The organism is Ruania alba, assembly GCF_900105765.1.
Lineage (GTDB): Bacteria > Actinomycetota > Actinomycetes > Actinomycetales > Beutenbergiaceae > Ruania > Ruania alba.
The window spans coordinates 1,456,660-1,473,382 of record NZ_FNTX01000001.1 but is presented as its reverse complement, the minus strand read 5'-3'; the positions used below and the strand labels follow the sequence as shown (position 1 = coordinate 1,473,382).

Sequence of the window (16,723 nt, the reverse complement as noted above, 5' to 3'; positions counted from 1 at the left end):
CCTGACGGGCACTTGTGCGAGACTCTAGTAGGGCCGCCGGTTATGGCAGGTCACCGTCCCGACCCTCTGGACAACCAGCCGATCGAGCCATCAACCGACCAGTTGGCGCAGGACGTACTGCAGGATTCCTCCGTTGCGGTAGTAGTCGGCTTCGCCCGGGGTGTCGATCCGGACCGCCGCGTCGAACTCGACCACGGTGCCGTCTTCCTTCGTGGCCCGCACGGCGACCGACTCCGGGATCGTGCCCTCGTTCAGGGCCGTCACACCAGAGACCTCAAAGGTCTCGGTACCGTCGAGACCAAGGGAATCGATGCTCTCCCCGGCGGGGAACTGCAGCGGCAGCACGCCCATCCCAATGAGGTTCGAGCGGTGAATGCGCTCGAAGCTCTCGGTGATGACAGCCTTCACACCGAGCAGCGCGGTCCCCTTGGCCGCCCAGTCGCGAGAGGACCCGGAGCCGTACTCCTTGCCACCCAGGATCACCAACGGGATGTCCGCCTCGGCGTAGGCCTGCGCGGCATCGTAGATCGTGGTCTGCTCACCAGTGAGGTGATTCAGAGTGAACCCGCCCTCAACGCCGTCCAGCAGCTCGTTGCGCAGCCGGATGTTGGCGAAGGTGCCGCGGATCATCACCTCATGGTTCCCGCGCCGGGATCCGTAGGAGTTGAAGTCCTTGCGCGCCACGCCGTTCTCGGCCAGGTACGTGCCGGCCGGTGAGTCCGGCTTGATGGATCCAGCCGGTGAGATGTGGTCGGTGGTGACCGAGTCGCCCAGCTTCGCCAGCACCCGGGCGCCGCTGATGTCCTGCACCGGCTCCGGCTCCGCGCCCATACCGTCGAAGTACGGGGGCTTGCGCACGTAGGTGGACTGGCTGTCCCAGGCGAAGGTGTCGCCCTCGGGAGTGTCCAGGGATCGCCACTGCTCGTCACCAGTGAACACGTCCGCGTAGTCGGAGGTGAACATCGCACGGTTGATCGAGGAGTCGATCGTGGACTGCACCTCCTCCGGGGAGGGCCAGATGTCAGCGAGGAACACGGGCTTACCGTCCTCACCGTGACCGAGTGGCTCGTGGGCGAAGTCGAACTCCATCGTGCCGGCCAGTGCATAGGCGATCACCAGGGGCGGGGACGCCAGGTAGTTCATCTTGATGTCCGGGTTGATCCGGCCTTCGAAGTTCCGGTTCCCGGAAAGGACGGAGACCACTGCCAGATCATTGGCGTTGACCGCCTCGGAGACCTCTGGGTCCAACGGGCCGGAGTTGCCGATGCAGGTGGTGCAGCCGTAGCCCACCAGGTGGTAGCCGAGCTTCTCCAGGTACGGCCACAGACCGGCCTTGTCGTAGTAGTTCGTGACCACCTGCGACCCCGGTGCCATGGACGTCTTCACCCATGGCTTCACGCTCAGGCCGGCGTCGACGGCCTTCTTCGCAAGCAAGCCAGCGGCGAGCATCACCGACGGGTTCGAGGTGTTCGTGCAGGAGGTGATCGAGGCGATCGCCACGGCACCGTGGAAGAGCTCGTAGGTCGCGCCGTCCGGTGTGGTGACCGGCACGGTCTTGCGCGCCTGATGACCGATGGCGGGCGAGTCCGAGGCTGGGAAGGACTCCTTCTCGGCCTCGTCCACACCGTTGCGCACCTCGGGGGCGTAGGCCGGCAGGTCGCGCTGGAAGGCCGCCTTGGCGTGCGAGATCGCAATCCGGTCCTGCGGGCGCTTCGGACCGGCGATGGAGGGAACCACGGTGCCCAGGTCGAGCTCGAGGTACTCCGAGAACACCGGCTCGGTGGACGGGTCGTGCCACATGCCCTGTTCCTTGGCGTACGCCTCGACGAGGGCGACCTCGTCGTCGGACCGGCCAGTCAGGCGCAGGTACTCCAGGGTGACCTCGTCGATCGGGAAGATCGCGGCCGTGGAACCGAACTCCGGGCTCATGTTCCCGATCGTGGCGCGGTTAGCCAACGGGACGGCGGCCACGCCGTCGCCGTAGAACTCCACGAACTTGCCGACCACTCCGTGCTCACGGAGCATCTCGGTGATCGTGAGCACGACGTCCGTGGCTGTCACGCCGGACGGGATCTGGCCGTTCAGCTTGAACCCGACCACGCGCGGGATGAGCATCGAGACGGGTTGGCCGAGCATCGCTGCCTCGGCCTCGATACCGCCGACGCCCCAACCGAGCACACCCAGGCCATTGACCATCGTGGTGTGCGAGTCGGTGCCGACGCAGGTGTCGGGATAGGCACGCAGGACCTTTTGCCCGTCGATGTCGAGCTCGCGGGTCATCACCGTGCGGGCCAGGTACTCGATGTTGACCTGGTGCACGATCCCGGTGCCCGGGGGGACGACCTTGAAATCGTCGAAGGCGGTCTGGCCCCAGCGCAGGAACTTGTAGCGCTCATGGTTGCGCTCGTACTCGATCGCCACGTTGCGCTCGAACGCGTCCGAGCGGCCGAACACGTCGATCTGCACGGAGTGGTCGATCACCAGCTCGGCCGGAGAGAGGGGGTTGATCGAGGCAGGGTCACCGCCCAGCTCTGCGACTGCTTCGCGCATGGTGGCGAGGTCGACGACGCACGGAACACCGGTGAAGTCCTGCATCACCACACGAGCAGGGGTGAACTGGATCTCCGTGCTCGGCTGAGCACTCGGATCCCACTCGGCCAGGGCGCGGACGTGGTCGGCGGTGATGTTCGCGCCGTCCTCCGTGCGCAGCAGGTTCTCGGCAAGGACCTTCAGGCTGTACGGAAGTCGCTCGAGTCCGGGGACCGCGTCGAGCCGGTAGATCTCGTACTCGGCCTCACCCACCCGGAGGGTGCTCTTCGCGGAAAAACTGTCGACTGTGCTCACGTGCCACTCCTCGGTGCGGATCTTCGCTGACGCTCTCGCGACCTGCCCGACTTACGGAAGGGTCGCGTTTCACAATTTATCTCGATATCGAGATAAATACTATCGCAGCGTCTCCATGCCCGCGAGCGACGCGCGTGACGGCCTCATCAGGCAGGTGTGAGGAGCGCCACGGTCTCCACATGGTGGGTGTGCGGGAACAGGTCCACCGCGTCGAGGGCGTCCAGGGTGTAGCCGTGCTCGCGGGCATAGGCCACGTCCCGGGCCAGTGCCGCCGGATCACAGGCGACGTAGACCACCCGTTCCGGCCGCGTGCTGAGTACCTGCTCCACCACCGCTTCGCCGGCCCCCGCACGGGGTGGGTCCAGCACCACCACGTCGGGGCGGGTGCCGGCGAGCGTGGTCCCGAGAACCCGGTTCACGGGACCCTCGTGCAGGTGCACCTGACGGTGATCGTGCACGTTGCGTCGAGCGTCCCGCACAGCGCGTGCCTCCCCTTCGATCGCGTGCACCACGCCGCTCTCCCCCACCGCCTCGGCCAACGGCACGGTGAGCAGGCCGGATCCGCTGTACAGGTCCAGGACGGTGGCGCCGTCGGCCGGACGGGCTGCCGCCAGGACCGACCGCACCAGCTCGCTCGGGGCGGCGTCGTGCACCTGCCAGAACCCGGTGGCCGCCACCCGGTAGGTCCACCGCCGATCGTCGACGAGAACCTCCTCGCGGACGGCACGGCGCGTGCTGCGCAGCGGAACGCCATCGACCAGGACCATCGGCGGACCGATGCTCGGCGCCACCGCGTCGATCCGGCTCCCTGGGCGCCACTCCCGGCGGAGCAGCTCGCCCACCTCCAGCTCCGGGACGGCGAGCGGCATGGTCTCCAACGGAACGACGTCGTGCGTGCGGTGCCGAAACATCCCGGCTCGACCGAGCTGGTCGGCGACAAGCTCGATCCTGGTCCGGTACCCGAGCCCGTTCCGGTCCTCGTCGCCGGCTGCCGCGCGCACCGTCAGCGTCGCCAGGAGCTCCGCCTCAGGGGCAAGTCCACCGATGCGCGTCAGGGCATCGACCAGCACGTCCTTCTTCCACCGGCGCTGTCCTGCCAGGCTGACGTGTGCGAGCTCACCACCACCCACGCCGTCCGCGCCGGCCTCGGGCCACACCGACGGGACCCGGTCGGCAGACGGCTCGAGCACCTCGATCGCGTCGGCACGCCAGTGGCCGCGCCGGCTCGCGTCGGTGAGCCGGGCGCGGACCCGTTCCCCAGGCAGCGTATGCCGGACGAAGACCACTCGACCGTCCAGGCGAGCCAGGCAATGCCCGCCGTGCACCGGCGTCACCGGCGTCAGCTCGACGACGTCGCTTTCCCCGTTCTCGTTCCTCGCCACCGTACTCATCGCGTCTCCGTATCGCCATCGGTGCGCACGTCGTGCACCGTTCCGCCGGCTGTCGGTCCGACCAGCTGCGCCGAGCGCAGCTGCCACGGCACTGACGCCATCACCACTCCGGGCATGTGCAGCAACCGCGCTTTCAACCGGATCGAGCTGCGGTTGTGCAGCACCCGTTCCCACCACGAACCAACGACGTACTCGGGCACGTAGACCACGACGAGGTCCCGGGGCGACTCCCGACGGATCGCCTTGACGAACTCCAGCACGGGCCTGGTCACCTCCCGGTAGGGCGAGTCGAGCACGGTCAGCGGGAGCGGGAGCCCGAGGCGGTCCCACGCGGACCGTAGGGCGGTGGCCTCCTCCGGATCGACGGCCACCGAGATGGCTTGCAAGGTGAACGGTCGCGTCGCACGCGCATACGCCAGTGCCCGCATCGTCGGCTTGTGCACCTGAGAGACGAGCACCACGGCGTGCACCCTGGACGGAAGCGCCTTGGCCTTGCCCTCGTCGTCGAGAGCGAGTTCCTCCGCGACGGAGTCGTAGTGGCGGCGGACCAAGCCCATCAGCACGTACAACAGTGCCATCAGACCGACGGCGATCCATGCCCCGTGCGTGGCCTTGGTGAGCACCACGACCACCAGGACGACCGCCGTCAGGACGAATCCGAACGCGTTCACCGCGCGCGCCCGCAGCATCCGAGATCGCTCCTGGGCGACGATCACGGTGCGCAGGTACCGGTTCCAGTGCTTGACCATGCCCAGCTGGCTCACCGTGAAGGAGACGAACACGCCCACGATGTACAGCTGGATCAGCTGGGTGATCTGCGCCTCGAAGACCCAGATCAGCGCGATGGCCGCCACCGCGAGACTGACGATGCCGTTGGTCAGCGCCAGGCGGTCCCCGCGGGTGTGCAGCTGACGCGGCAGGAAACCGTCCTTGCCGAGCACCGAGGCCAGCTGGGGGAAACCGTTGAACGCCGTGTTGGCAGCGAGCACCAAGATCAGCGCCGTCGCACCGACCACCACGAAGAACAACCATGGCACCGCGGCGAACACCACCTCCGCGATCTGTCCGATCACCGGTGTCTGCACGAAGTCCTCGCCCGGGACGACCCCGTCGAGGCGCAGGTCTCGGGACGGGTCCTCCACGAACTGGACGCCGGTCGCATGAGCCAGACCCAGCACGCTCATCAGCATCGTCGAGCCGATCAGGCCGAGCATCGCCAGGGTGAGGGCGGCGTTGCGCGCCTTCGGCCGCCGGAACGCAGGCACACCGGTGCTGATCGCTTCCACACCGGTCAGCGCCACGGCACCAGAGGAGAAGGCACGCAGCACGAGGAATGCGCCTGCGATGCCCATCAGACCCTGATCGAGACGCTCCAGCGGCACGACGTCGTACTGCGCACTGGCGGCCTGGCCGATGGAACCGGCCGCCCACTGGATCCCGCCGACCACCGCCATGACGCCCATGGCCGCGAGGAAGAGGTAGACCGGGACGGCAAAACCGAGCTTGGACTTTAACCGGCCGCGCACGTTCGCCAGGGCGACGAGCACGACCATCCCGGTGGCCACCCACTCCTCGTTCCCACGCAGCGCCGGCCACAACGTGGTCAGGTACTGGGCGCTGGAGGAGAGCGAGACAGCGACGGTGAGCACGTAGTCGACCAGGACCGCGCTGCCGACGGTCAGTCCGGCCCGCTTGCCCAGGTTGACCGTGGCGACCTGATAATCGCCACGACCGTCCGGGTACGCGCGCACCAGATGACGGTAGGAAGCGACAACGGTGAGCATGACCCCGACGACGGCCAGACCCACCCAGGGTGAGATCGTGGCCGCCGCGATCCCGGCCAGCGAGAGGGTGAGCAGGATCTCGTCCGGTGCGTACGCGACGGAGGAAAGCCCGTCCGCGGTGAAGATCGGCAACGCCTCGCGCTTGCGCAGCAATGCGTGACCGAGCCGGTCGCTACGAACCGGTCGCCCGACCAGCAGCCGTTTCGCGGCGTCGACGATGTCTGGCACGCGGCCATGCTACGCGGGTCGGGAACGCCGGCAAGCAGGTCCGAACGTCGGGCGTTGCTCGGGTGTGTCCCTGACTCGAGCCCCTGGTGCGGTGTAGCGTCTTCTCTCGTGCACTTCGTGATCATGGGCGCGGGACGCGTCGGCACCACTCTCGCCGAGACGCTCGAGTCCCGCGGGCACTCGGTGGCGATCATCGATCAGAACCCGGACGCGTTCCGGCGCCTTCCCGAGTCATTCGAGGGCCGTCGAGTCACCGGTATGGGTTTCGACAGGGACGCACTGGCACAGGCAGGTATCGAAGACGCCTACGCCTTCGCCGCTGTCTCCAGCGGGGACAATTCGAACATCATCGCTGCCCGGGTCGTGCGCGAGACGTTCGGCGTGGAGAACGTGGTGGCCAGGATCTATGACCCGGCTCGTGCGGAGATCTACCAACGGCTCGGGATCACCACGGTCGCCACGGTCCGCTGGACGGCCGACCAGGTGCTGCGCCGCATGATGCCGGTCGGGGCAGCCAGCGAGTTCCGGGACGCGTCCGGCTCGATCACGCTCTGTGAGCTGGACCTCGACGCCGGGTGGCTGGGCCGTCAGGTGCGGGACGTGCAGACGGCGACCGGTGCGCGCGTCGCGTTCCTGTCCCGCTTCGGGGACGGCTATATCCCGACACCTGAGGACGTGCTGCAGGAGCAGGACGTCCTGCACGCCCTGGTCTACACCGACGCTCTCGAGGAGACGCAGCGAACTCTGAGTCGCCCACCACGGCCCGAGGAGGACTGATGCGCGTCATCATCGCCGGAGCCGGCAGCGTCGGGCGATCCATCGCCAGGGAACTGATCGGGCACGACCACGAGGTCACGCTGATCGACAAGAATCCTGCGGCCATGAAGGTGTCCTCGGTCAGCTCGGCCGAGTGGCTCCTCGGTGACGCGTGCGAGATCGCCTCGTTCGCGACGGCACACCCAGAGGCATGTGACGTCGTGGTCGCGGCCACCGGGGACGACAAGGTGAACCTGGTGGTGTCGCTACTGGCGAAGACCGAGTTCGGTGTCCCACGCGTGGTGGCCCGGGTGAACAACCCGAAGAACGAGTGGATGTTCGACGATGCCTGGGGGGTCGACGTGCTCGTCTCCACCCCGCGCATCATGACCGCCCTGGTCGAGGAAGCGGTCTCGATCGGAGACCTGGTCCGAATCTTCACCTTCCACCAGTCCGGCGCGAGCATGTACGAGATCACCCTCGCGCCCGGAGCAGCCGTCGTCGGTGAACGAGTGGCGGACATCGACTGGCCCACCAGTGCGGTACTGGCCGCCATCATCCGCGGTGATCAGCCGATCACACCGAGCCCGGACGACACCCTGGAGGCGGGTGACGAACTGCTGCTCATCGTCACCTCGGCCGATCAGGAGGATCTGGTGACTCTGCAGCATCTCCTCGGGGACGTACCCACAACCACGTGATCCACAGGACCAGCGCCCACATCGGCACCCCCATCACCAAACGCGCCGTGCCGAGCCACCCAGCCGCCGCATTCAGGTAGAGCGGCCCCTGCACGGCGAGCCGCGCCGCGAACGCCCCGAACCACAGCCAGGACGCCGCTGCGTAGCGTCGGCGCAACGTCCGGTCGGTCCGCCACGAGGTGTCCTGACCGGTCAGCGTCGCGACCAGTACCCCGACCACCGGCCAGCGCACCAGGATCGAGATGAGCACACCGACGGCGAAGGCGATGTTCACGATCAGGCCCCACGCGAAGAAGTCGGAGGCCTCACCGGAGCGCCAGGCCCACACCGCGCCGATCGCGACACCCACCAGACCGCTGATCGCCTGTGTCAGTGGGGTGCGGCCGATCAGGCGCGCGATCGAGGCAACCACTGCCACGCTCACGGACGCGACCAGCGCCGGCATCAGGTCACGGGTCGCGACGAAGATCACCACGAAGACCAGCCCCGGAGCGATCGTCTCGACGAGGCCGCGCACTCCGCCGACGGACTCAGCCAGGTTGAACTCGGTGGCGGTGAGCTGGCGCACACCGCGGCCAGGAGGTGCGGTCTGATCGGGCTGCGCGTCGACAACAGCACCCTCGTCGGTGTCGATGCCCGGGTCGGGTTCGGCGCCGGTCGACTCGGTGCTCACGATGCGGCCTGCGTCGGAAGGATCCGGTAGCTGGGGTTGTAGATCACCGGGCGCGGGTGGTCCGGGGAGGTGCGACACAACATCCCCTCCACGCGCAGCCGGCAGCCTGGTTCGATACCCGGGATCTCCCGCCGTCCCAGCCAGATGAGATCGATGCTTCCCGAGCCGTCGTACAGCTCGGCCACGAGCGCAGGCGCACCCTTGACCGGCGGAAAGGTCACGGCCCGGACCACTCCCGAGATCGCCACCCGCTCACGGCTGCGGCAGCTGGCCACCGGTACGGTGTTCTGCCGTTCCGCCTCGCGCTGTTCCTGCCCGGCGTCCAGTTCGGACTGGGAGGCGAGCACGTGCTTGATGCGCTCACGCCAACTCATCGGTGTTCCTTCGTCTGCGAGGGCCGCGGTGCCACACTCATCGGACCTCCGAGATCTCGGGTCCGCGGGGCGGCAGCTCGATCTGGGGCGTACCGCCGTCGGAAGGTACTGCCCGCTTGCCGGGCAGGTGCAGCGGCAGCAAGTCACGCGGTGGGCGGGGGTCCGACCCCCGGACCACCACGATGTCGCCGAACAGTGCCTCCATCGTCGCGCCCGCCTCAGCATCGACCGCAGCCTTGCCGGTCAGCACGCCCCGGAGGAACCACCGGGGGCCGTCCGCCCCGAGGAAACGGGCCGGACGGTGGCCGCTGCGACCGTCCGGGAGCCGCACCGGGAGCCGCGCCAGCAGCTCCGTGCCGAACGGTCCGGTCCGCTCGTCGACCGATCCGCCCTGCTTGCTGATCTGCGTGGTCAGCTCTCCCCTCAGGGCCGACCACAGACCGGCAGATCGGGGTGCCGCGAACGCCTGCACCTGCAGCGCGGAGCCGTCGACCGCCACGTTCACGCCGACGACCCGTCGAGTCTTCTTGTCCAGCTCCATCCGGACCTGAAGCCCCTGCCGCTTCGGCAGTCGGACGGCCCCGAGATCGAGACGCTCGCCCAGCTCGGGCATCTCCTCGACATCCCACGGGCCGATCAGGTCCTCATCCTCGAGGCGCTCCGCGGCGTCGTGGTCCTCCCGCTGGTCGGCGCGTGAGGTCTCCTCGGCGTCCTGCGGAGCGGCCGACGCCGCCTCGGCGGCCCGCCGACGACGGAACAATGCCATCAGTGCTGTCCTCCCATCGCGGCCGCGCCCCCGGTCGAACCGAAGCCGCCTGATCCCCGCGCACTACCAGGCAGTTGTTCCACCTCCACCAGGTCGGCGGTGCAGACGCGCTGGATCACCAACTGCGCGATCCGGTCACCCCGTTCGAGGCGCACCGGCGCGGACCGGTCGGTATTGACCAGGATCACCTTGATCTCTCCACGGTACCCCGCATCCACGGTCCCCGGCGTGTTCAGCACCGTCAGGCCGTGCCGCGCCGCCAGCCCCGATCGGGGGTGCACGAATGCGGCGAATCCGAGCGGGAGCGCGATCGCGAGCCCAGTCGGCACCGCATGCCGCTCCCCTGGTGCCAGCTCAACCGCCTCTCGGGCAAGCAGGTCCAGACCGGCGTCGCCCGGTTGCGCATACCGAGGCAACGGCAGCTCGCGGTCGAGTCGGTGCACCAGCACCTCGACACCGTCGTGGGCAGTCTCGTCCATCGTCACCCTCCCGAGCCTACTGGCCACACGACCCCCTGCCGGCCGTGGCACTCTTGCCTCATGACTGACTCGTTCACCGAGCGCGTACTTCCTTCGACCACTGGATGGTTGCTCGCACCAGCGGCCGGAGTGCTCGTTGCCATCGCCCTGCTACCGGTGGACGCTCGCCTCGCCGCAGCAGTAGCGATCGTCGTAGCGGCGGGTGCGGCCGCGGTCCTCGTGCTGGTCTCCCCACGGATCGTCGTGGACGACGAGGCCCTGCATGTCGACCGCACGCACCTACCGCTGGGCGTCATCGGCGCCATCGAGCCACTCGCGGGTACTGATCTCGAACACGCCATGGGACCCGGCCTCGATGCGCGTGCCCATGTGCGTTTCCGGGCATGGGCACCGAGCGCCGTGCGGATCACCGTCGCGGATTCGTCAGACCCGACGCCGTACTGGATCGTCTCCACCCGGAACCCGGACGAACTCAGGCGGGCGCTGCGCACAGACCGGTGACCCGCCGCAGCGGACCGACCTGTGCGCACCCCGCCAGAGTGCCCGAAGTCAGGCAGCGCACTCCGAGCAGACCGGCTGGCCGCCCTTCTCGTAAGCCAACTGGCTGCGGTGGTGCACCAGGAAGCACTCCGAGCAGGTGAATTCGTCGGCCTGGCGCGGCAGGACGCGGACGGAGAGCTCTTCCCCGCTGAGGTCGGCTCCGGGGAGCTCGAACCCTTCAGCGGCTTCGGTCTCGTCCTCGTCGACCGCACCAGAGTTCTTCTCCGCACGCCGGGCCTTGAGCTCCTCGAGCGAATCCTCGCTCAGGTCCTCTTCAGTCTTGCGCGGTGCATCGTAGTCGGTCGCCATAGTGGGCAAGCGCTCCGGTTTCTCTCGTGATTAGGGGGTCGCACGTACAACGCTCGGCGCGCCGAAATGTTCCCGTGGCGGGTGAATTGTGCACCATCGGAGCGCAAATTGCATCCCCACCCTCGTCCGGACCACCCTGAGACACCGGTGCGATCGCCCATGGCATAGCATCGAGGGCGTCGGTTCACGGCGATCCAGGGGTCGCCTGTGGCTGCGTACGGTTCGAACGCACGGCGCGTCCGAGCCGGATCGGCCGCCACACCGCCGGGAATCCGCCGTCGAACCGCCTGAACCTGGCAGGCTCGAGACGAGCTGAAGATCGGCTCGTCGGAGCCGAGCACGGAGGCGACATGGTCGAGTTGGAACTTGTAGGGATCCACACGGACGCGGAACACCTCGTCCTGATGGGTCCCGAAGGCGAGCGCTACCGCCTGGTGATCGACGACGCGCTCCGGGCGGCGGTACGCCGGGATCGGCCGCACCTGGAGAAGGTGCGCACCGAAGGTGCGGTGCGTCCGCGGGAGATCCAGGTGATGATCCGCGCTGGAGCCAGCGCCGAGGACATCGCCGCCGATTCGGGCGTCCCACTGGAGACCATCCGGCGATATGAGGGGCCTGTCATCGCCGAGCGCCAGCACGTCAGTCAGCGGGCGCGAGCCCTGACGATCAGCCGTGAGTCCGGCGCGCCCGTCTTGTCGGACGTGGTGGTGGACCGGCTCGCGTCGCGCGGGGTGGAGGCAGACTCGATCGTCTGGGACTCCCGCCGTACCGGGCAGGATCCGTGGGTCCTGGTAGCCCGGTTCGTGGCCGGTGAGCGGGAGCGGGAGGCGACGTGGCAGGTCGATCTGTCCGCGCGCATGCTCACGGCCCTGGACGACGAGAGCCGCTGGCTCTCCGAGACCGAGTGGCCTGTCTCGGACGGGCCGCGTCGGCACCTGTCCGCCGTCCGCGGCGGTAGCCCGGTCTACGACATCGAGGCGACCGACGACGTCGACATCACGGGCTCGTTGCACGCCGTGGACGCAGCGCTGCGGCCCGCCGAAGAGGGCGACGGCTCCGAGGGCGAACCCAGTGCCGATGCAACGGATGCGGCCGATGATGCGGACCAGACGGAGGCGCTCCTGGACCAGCTGTCCGCGAGCCGTGGCGTCCGCCAGCCGGTGGCCGACCCAGAGGAGGACGACGTCCACGAGCCGATGCTCTGGGACGATCCACCACCGGCGCACCCGCCTGCCTCGCACCCCGAGGAACGACCGGACGCGACAGTCCTGCACGCCCCACAGAAGCCCACCTCCACCGAGGACTCTGACGATCAGGACGGCTCGCAGGCCCGCGACACCACCCGGGAGTCGGGGGAACGCCCCCGGCGGACGCGACGACGGCGCACGAGTGTGCCGTCCTGGGACGAGATCGTCTTCGGCGCCAAGAACGACTGAGGCCGCTAGCCGGCTACCGTCACCAGCGGGACAGTCGTCTCCTCGGCAGTGAGCGCACCGTGCATCCCGATCAGGGCCAGGGACGAGGCACTCTGGCTGCGCGAGTCGACGACGGCGTGCCTGCCGCGTGCGATCACCACCACGTCCCCGACGACGTCCCTCGCCTGAGGGGTGACGTCACCGATGAGGCCGGAGGTCAGAAGTTCGGCACGTGCACGCACGTCCACAGAGTCGCCGAGCACTTCCCGCCACCGCGCAGCCACCTGGTCCGCCCGCCCGGGCCGGGTGTACAGGTGCACGGCACGGGGCTCCCCAGCGACCAGGTCGACATCTCGACGGAGCCTGTCGTCCTCGGCGATATCGGTGCGTTCGGTCGCCGGGACGTCGACCATCCCGTGGTCGGCCGTCACCATGAGCAGAGTGCCCGGTGGCAGCATCCGAGCCAAGCGGGCAAGTTCGGTGTCGATTGCCTCAAGCTCGTCGGACCACTCCGCGCACTGCCAACCGGCCCGGTGCCCGATGGCGTCCAACTCACCCCAGTACAGGTAGACGACATCCACGTGCGGGTCCCGGAGCTCACGCAGCGCGGTGTCCACCCGCTCCGGCAGTGACTGTGCCGGGCTGTACTCGCCACCGCGCAACGCCGCGCGGGTCAGGCCCGAGTCGGCGAAGCGCCAGGGCCCGACACTGACCGCCACATGCCCGGCTCGCTCCAGTCGCTCGAACACCGTCGCCTCCGGTTGCCACTGCTCCGGGTCAGCCGTGCCGTTCCAGGACACCAGGTTCAGCAGACCCCCACCGCCGCCTCGCACCGTGTAGCCCAGCATCCGCGTGCGTCCCCCTTCCCGCCCGGTGCCCAGGTAGGTCACGTTGGTGGCGGTGGTGGACGGGAAGGTCGTCCGCACGGAACGCAACCGCTCCTCACCGCTGAGGAACGGCGCGCGGGAGGCCCGATCAACCAGGTTGTAGGCGCCGAGGCCGTCCACCAGGACCACGCACGCCTTCCGGCTGCGCGGCAGTGCCAGGCGGGCACGCGCGGCCTCGGCCTCGGCCCCGCCCGGAAGGTCGATGCCGCAGGCTCCCACGGCGCCCAGCAGCACATCACCGAGCCGCCCGGCCGTGCCGTCGAGGCTCATTCCCGAGCAGCCGCCGTGGCCGCCGAGAGTTCGGTGGCGAAGGCTGTGGCCGCGGCCATCGCGTGCGGGCCTTCCGCCTGGGCGCTGATCCGTACCACGAGATCGTCCGGCATCGCTGTCCCGGTCAGCCCGTGGTCTGCTTCGCACTCCGGGTCCGGGCAGGTCGCCGGCTCCAGGTCGATCCGGGTCACGGCCCCCCAGCTGATCGCAATGGTCAGTTCCGTGCCACCGGCACCTTGGGTATAGGTCGCCGGGTCATTCACACCGTGCGTCAGTCCCACAGAGCGAATCTCCCGAACCGCCACGGCCTCCGTGGTGGCCGCCGCGTTCACCGCGCCGATCGGTACCTCGCCAGGGAGGTCATCCACGTGGGCGACCACCAGGCGGGTGGGGGTGAGCACCAAGGTGGTGATGTGACGACGCACCTCGGTCCGGTCGAACATGGTTTCGGGGTGTACGAGGAACGCGCGCACCGGTTCCCCGGCGAGCGCAACTTCGAGCACATCCATCACCAGGGACGGGTAATAACCGGCGCGGTCGATCTCCCGCCTGAGGTCACGTTGCTGGTCCGTTCGTGAGGTCACCGCCATAGTCTCCCACTTCCCCGGCGTTACGGGAGTACCCGTCGAGCAGCATCGCCACGCTGAGGCTGTGCCACATCCACGTGCATGCCGAGGATCGCCACACCGGACTCCGAGACCAGGACGGGGTTGAGCTCGAGCTCCGACACCTCAGCGAGTTCGTCCTTGAGGACCGAGACCCTGCCGATCACCTCTTCCAGGGCGGCCACGTCGAGCGGAGGCAACCCGCGCTGTCCCAGCAATCGAGGGGAGGCACGCAGCGAACGGACCATGTCTGAGCTGTCCTCATCGGTCAGTGGCGGGACGCGGTAACTCACGTCGCCAAGGAGCTCCACCGCATCGCCGGCCAGTCCGACGCTGATGATCGGACCGTACAACGGGTCCTCGGCAGCCCGGACCACGCAGGCCACACCGGGCGGCGCCATCGCCTGAACATCAAAGGTCGTCGGTCGCCCGGTCAGTGTTCGCACGCGTGCTTCCGCCTGCCGGTACGCATCGGTCAGCTCCGTCGGCGTGGACAGGTCGAGCCGCACGGCGCCCAGGTCGGAGCGGTGGCGCAACAACTCCTCAGCGGTCTTCAGGGCGACCGGCCATCCGATCTCCGCCGCAGCAGCGAGCGCTTCGTCCAGGCTCGCGACGCGACGTTCGGACCAGGTCTGCACCCCGTGGCTGATCAGGAGCTCGCGGGTGCGTTCAGGGCTCAGGCGCTTCGTGGTGCCGGCGGGAAGCCCGGTCAGCTCCGCCTGGACGAGGTTCTTGGCGGCCTGACGGTCGACGTCGTCGAAGTCGAGCCGCGTCCCACGGCCGCTCTCGCGCCAACGCTGATAGCCGCGCGCCTGCGCCAGGCCCGCCACCGCTGACTCCGCACTCGGGAAGGTCGGCACCCGCACCGGCTCGCCCGGATCATGCGGGACATCGCCGGCGTCGATAAGCCCGGAAATCCCGTACAGCGTGGCGGCCACGGTGCGACCTGACTCGGCCGCGAGTCGCTGGATCTGGGCGGCGATCGCTTCACTGTCCGGCTCCAGCAGCGGGGCGTACCCCACCACTGCCACGTCCCAGTCCGCCCGCGCCAAGGCGGCGTCCACCTGCGCGGCATAGTCGTTGCCGCACGCACGCGGGCTCATGGCAACCGGATCCCCCGCAAGGGCGAGGCGGTGGTATCGGATCAGCTCGGCGAACACCGCGGCCTGCGCCCCGGTGTTGGTGATGACCAACACCCGATCCCCCGGTGGGAGGGGCTGTTCACTCAGCAAGGCTGCCAGGTCGAGCATCTCGGGGACTGACTCGGTCTGCAGCACCCCTGCTTGGTGCATCAACTCGTCCAGCGCCCGCCGGGGAACACGAGTCGTGCGCACCGAGTGCCCGGGGAGCGGGAGCTGCCCGGTGGTTCCGGCGATCATCGCCACCACCGGCCCCTTCTCCGAAAGCCGGCGCGCTACTCGGGAGAACTTGCGGGGGTTCCCGATCGACTCCAGACGTACGCACGCGACCGTGGTCTGGTCGTCCGTGGTCCAGTACTGCATCGTATCGTTGCCGGAGACGTCGACCCGGTGACCGGCGGACAGGAACGTGGACAGACCGAGCCCGCGATGCGTCACGCCGTCCAGCAGGTTCAGCCCGGCCGCGGCCGACTGACAGAAGATCCCGACATGCCCCCGCCGGATTCCGCGGGTCCACATCGTCGCGTTCAACCTGCCGAACTCACCGCCGGTGAGCACGCCGAAGGAGCGTGGACCCACCAGTCGCATCCCGTGCTGACGTAACGTGCGGACCAACGTGCGCTGCGGCACTTTCCCGCTGGGCGGGCCGGACTCGTACCCACCCGTGTAGAGCACGACGGCGCGCACCCCCATGCGCGCCAATCGTGGCACGAGGTCGAGCACCTCCACCGCCGGTGCAGCCACGAGGGCGAGGTCAATCCCTTCCTCGCCCGGCTGGACGTCCTCCACCCGGGCACTGTGACCCGCGATCCCGACCACATGCACGCGCTCGGACACGGCCGTGCCTAGCCCGGCCAGCAACTGCTCGGCGAACGCCGTTCCCTCCTCTCCCGAGCCGACAAGCAGGACCTGACGAGGCGAGAGTACGGCGCGCATGCTGAGGGCTTCTGCCCGCCGTTCCCGTTCCATCAGCACTGCCATCGACCGGTCGGTCGGTCGAATGGTGAACGAGACGCCGATGATCCCGTCGTCGAACTCTTGATGCACGTCGTAGCCGGCATCGGTGAACACCCGCAGCATCCGCGCGTTCTGTGGGAGGACGTCGGCCACGAACCGACGCACCCCGAGCTCGCGCCCTGCCGCAGCCAGGTGCTCCAGGAGGACGGAACCGACGCCCTTGCCCTGTGCGGCGTCGGAAACGTTGAACGCCACTTCTGCGGCATCGCTGTCCACCCGGTCGAAACGACCGATCGCCACGATCTCGCCACCGGCCTCGAGTACCAGAGCCACTCGGGTGTGGTGGTCGACGTGGGTGAAGCGGTGCAGATCCCGCGCAGGCAACCGCTCCAACGGGGCAAAGAAGCGCAGGTACACCGATTCCGGGGACTGACGGGCGTGGAAACGCTCCACCGCGTCGGTGTCCGAAGGCAGGATCGGACGGATCCGCATCGTGGTGCCATCGCGCAGCACCACGTCGGCCTCCCAATGCTCCGGGTAGGGGGCTTCCTCCTCGGAACTGTTGCCGTGAGCCATGCCACGATCCTAGATGCCCACCGTCGGTG

Annotated in this window: 15 protein-coding genes; 4 read left to right on the top strand and 11 right to left on the bottom strand. The window is 68.6% G+C overall.

The window, feature by feature from the left end; all coding sequences use genetic code 11:
- Positions 1–90 precede the first annotated feature (90 nt).
- The 3 genes from acnA to BLU77_RS06770 form a co-directional block, all read right to left on the bottom strand.
- The gene (gene acnA, locus BLU77_RS06780) at positions 91–2,844 is read right to left on the bottom strand and encodes an aconitate hydratase AcnA (protein WP_089772249.1); all 2,754 of its coding nucleotides are present in this window, start codon (positions 2,842–2,844) and stop codon (positions 91–93) included.
- Positions 2,845–2,990: 146 nt separating this feature from the next.
- Entirely contained in the window at positions 2,991–4,235 is a 1,245-nt protein-coding gene (locus BLU77_RS06775) for a class I SAM-dependent RNA methyltransferase (protein WP_089772248.1), read from the bottom strand.
- Positions 4,232–6,247, bottom strand: a complete 2,016-nt coding sequence (locus BLU77_RS06770; RefSeq protein WP_089772247.1) for an APC family permease — start codon at positions 6,245–6,247, stop codon at positions 4,232–4,234. Before BLU77_RS06770 ends, BLU77_RS06775 begins: the two co-directional genes overlap by 4 nt.
- A 123-nt stretch (positions 6,248–6,370) precedes the next feature.
- On the opposite strand from BLU77_RS06770, the gene BLU77_RS06765 reads away from it, so the two are divergent.
- Both BLU77_RS06765 and BLU77_RS06760 read left to right on the top strand, forming a co-directional pair.
- On the top strand, positions 6,371–7,024 hold the full coding sequence (locus BLU77_RS06765) for a potassium channel family protein (protein WP_089773037.1): 654 nt from the start codon (positions 6,371–6,373) through the stop codon (positions 7,022–7,024).
- Positions 7,024–7,704 carry a potassium channel family protein gene (locus BLU77_RS06760; protein ID WP_089772246.1) on the top strand — a complete coding sequence of 227 codons (681 nt, stop codon included), beginning with the start codon at positions 7,024–7,026 and terminating at the stop codon, positions 7,702–7,704. The genes BLU77_RS06765 and BLU77_RS06760 overlap by 1 nt, the downstream gene beginning before the upstream one ends.
- Here the strand turns inward: BLU77_RS06760 and BLU77_RS06755 are convergent.
- Genes BLU77_RS06755 through dut form a run of 4 tightly spaced genes read right to left on the bottom strand, consistent with a single transcriptional unit; the run spans position 7,634 to position 9,996 of the window.
- Positions 7,634–8,377, bottom strand: coding sequence for a DUF3159 domain-containing protein (locus BLU77_RS06755; protein ID WP_245708701.1), 744 nt, complete (start codon positions 8,375–8,377; stop codon positions 7,634–7,636). The genes BLU77_RS06760 and BLU77_RS06755 overlap by 71 nt on opposite strands.
- The gene (locus BLU77_RS06750) at positions 8,374–8,751 is read right to left on the bottom strand and encodes an OB-fold nucleic acid binding domain-containing protein (RefSeq protein WP_089772245.1); all 378 of its coding nucleotides are present in this window, start codon (positions 8,749–8,751) and stop codon (positions 8,374–8,376) included. Before BLU77_RS06750 ends, BLU77_RS06755 begins: the two co-directional genes overlap by 4 nt.
- A 37-nt stretch (positions 8,752–8,788) precedes the next feature.
- Positions 8,789–9,517, bottom strand: coding sequence for a DUF3710 domain-containing protein (locus BLU77_RS06745; RefSeq protein WP_089772244.1), 729 nt, complete (start codon positions 9,515–9,517; stop codon positions 8,789–8,791).
- Positions 9,517–9,996, bottom strand: a complete 480-nt coding sequence (gene dut, locus BLU77_RS06740) for a dUTP diphosphatase (RefSeq protein ID WP_089772243.1) — start codon at positions 9,994–9,996, stop codon at positions 9,517–9,519. The genes BLU77_RS06745 and dut overlap by 1 nt, the downstream gene beginning before the upstream one ends.
- A 60-nt stretch (positions 9,997–10,056) precedes the next feature.
- Between dut and BLU77_RS06735 the strand changes: the two genes are divergently transcribed.
- Positions 10,057–10,497, top strand: a complete 441-nt coding sequence (locus tag BLU77_RS06735; protein ID WP_089772242.1) for a DUF3093 domain-containing protein — start codon at positions 10,057–10,059, stop codon at positions 10,495–10,497.
- Between the two features lie 48 nt (positions 10,498–10,545).
- Here the strand turns inward: BLU77_RS06735 and BLU77_RS06730 are convergent, their stop codons facing one another.
- Positions 10,546–10,845, bottom strand: coding sequence for a DUF4193 domain-containing protein (locus tag BLU77_RS06730; protein ID WP_089772241.1), 300 nt, complete (start codon positions 10,843–10,845; stop codon positions 10,546–10,548).
- Between the two features lie 350 nt (positions 10,846–11,195).
- On the opposite strand from BLU77_RS06730, the gene sepH reads away from it, so the two are divergent.
- Positions 11,196–12,281, top strand: coding sequence for a septation protein SepH (gene sepH, locus BLU77_RS06725; protein WP_089772240.1), 1,086 nt, complete (start codon positions 11,196–11,198; stop codon positions 12,279–12,281).
- Positions 12,282–12,286: 5 nt separating this feature from the next.
- Here the strand turns inward: sepH and BLU77_RS06720 are convergent, their stop codons facing one another.
- The 3 genes from BLU77_RS06720 to BLU77_RS06710 are packed head-to-tail and all read right to left on the bottom strand — an operon-like array spanning position 12,287 to position 16,694.
- Complete coding sequence (locus tag BLU77_RS06720; RefSeq protein ID WP_089772239.1) at positions 12,287–13,417, bottom strand: alkaline phosphatase family protein; 1,131 nt, start codon at positions 13,415–13,417, stop codon at positions 12,287–12,289.
- Complete coding sequence (locus BLU77_RS06715; protein ID WP_089772238.1) at positions 13,414–14,007, bottom strand: DUF5998 family protein; 594 nt, start codon at positions 14,005–14,007, stop codon at positions 13,414–13,416. Before BLU77_RS06715 ends, BLU77_RS06720 begins: the two co-directional genes overlap by 4 nt.
- 20 nt (positions 14,008–14,027) lie before the next feature.
- Positions 14,028–16,694 carry a GNAT family N-acetyltransferase gene (locus tag BLU77_RS06710; RefSeq protein ID WP_089772237.1) on the bottom strand — a complete coding sequence of 889 codons (2,667 nt, stop codon included), beginning with the start codon at positions 16,692–16,694 and terminating at the stop codon, positions 14,028–14,030.
- Between the last annotated feature and the right edge of the window lie 29 nt (positions 16,695–16,723).

Coding starts and splice junctions, on each gene's coding strand:
- BLU77_RS06775 (WP_089772248.1), bottom strand. CDS start 4,235: ATGAGTACGGTGGCGAGGAACGAGAACGGGGAAAGCGACGTCGTCGAG.
- BLU77_RS06765 (WP_089773037.1), top strand. CDS start 6,371: ATGGGCGCGGGACGCGTCGGCACCACTCTCGCCGAGACGCTCGAGTCC.
- BLU77_RS06760 (WP_089772246.1), top strand. CDS start 7,024: ATGCGCGTCATCATCGCCGGAGCCGGCAGCGTCGGGCGATCCATCGCC.
- BLU77_RS06750 (WP_089772245.1), bottom strand. CDS start 8,751: ATGAGTTGGCGTGAGCGCATCAAGCACGTGCTCGCCTCCCAGTCCGAA.
- BLU77_RS06745 (WP_089772244.1), bottom strand. CDS start 9,517: ATGGCATTGTTCCGTCGTCGGCGGGCCGCCGAGGCGGCGTCGGCCGCT.
- dut (WP_089772243.1), bottom strand. CDS start 9,996: ATGGACGAGACTGCCCACGACGGTGTCGAGGTGCTGGTGCACCGACTC.
- BLU77_RS06735 (WP_089772242.1), top strand. CDS start 10,057: ATGACTGACTCGTTCACCGAGCGCGTACTTCCTTCGACCACTGGATGG.
- BLU77_RS06730 (WP_089772241.1), bottom strand. CDS start 10,845: ATGGCGACCGACTACGATGCACCGCGCAAGACTGAAGAGGACCTGAGC.
- sepH (WP_089772240.1), top strand. CDS start 11,196: ATGGTCGAGTTGGAACTTGTAGGGATCCACACGGACGCGGAACACCTC.
- BLU77_RS06720 (WP_089772239.1), bottom strand. CDS start 13,417: ATGAGCCTCGACGGCACGGCCGGGCGGCTCGGTGATGTGCTGCTGGGC.
- BLU77_RS06715 (WP_089772238.1), bottom strand. CDS start 14,007: ATGGCGGTGACCTCACGAACGGACCAGCAACGTGACCTCAGGCGGGAG.
- BLU77_RS06710 (WP_089772237.1), bottom strand. CDS start 16,694: ATGGCTCACGGCAACAGTTCCGAGGAGGAAGCCCCCTACCCGGAGCAT.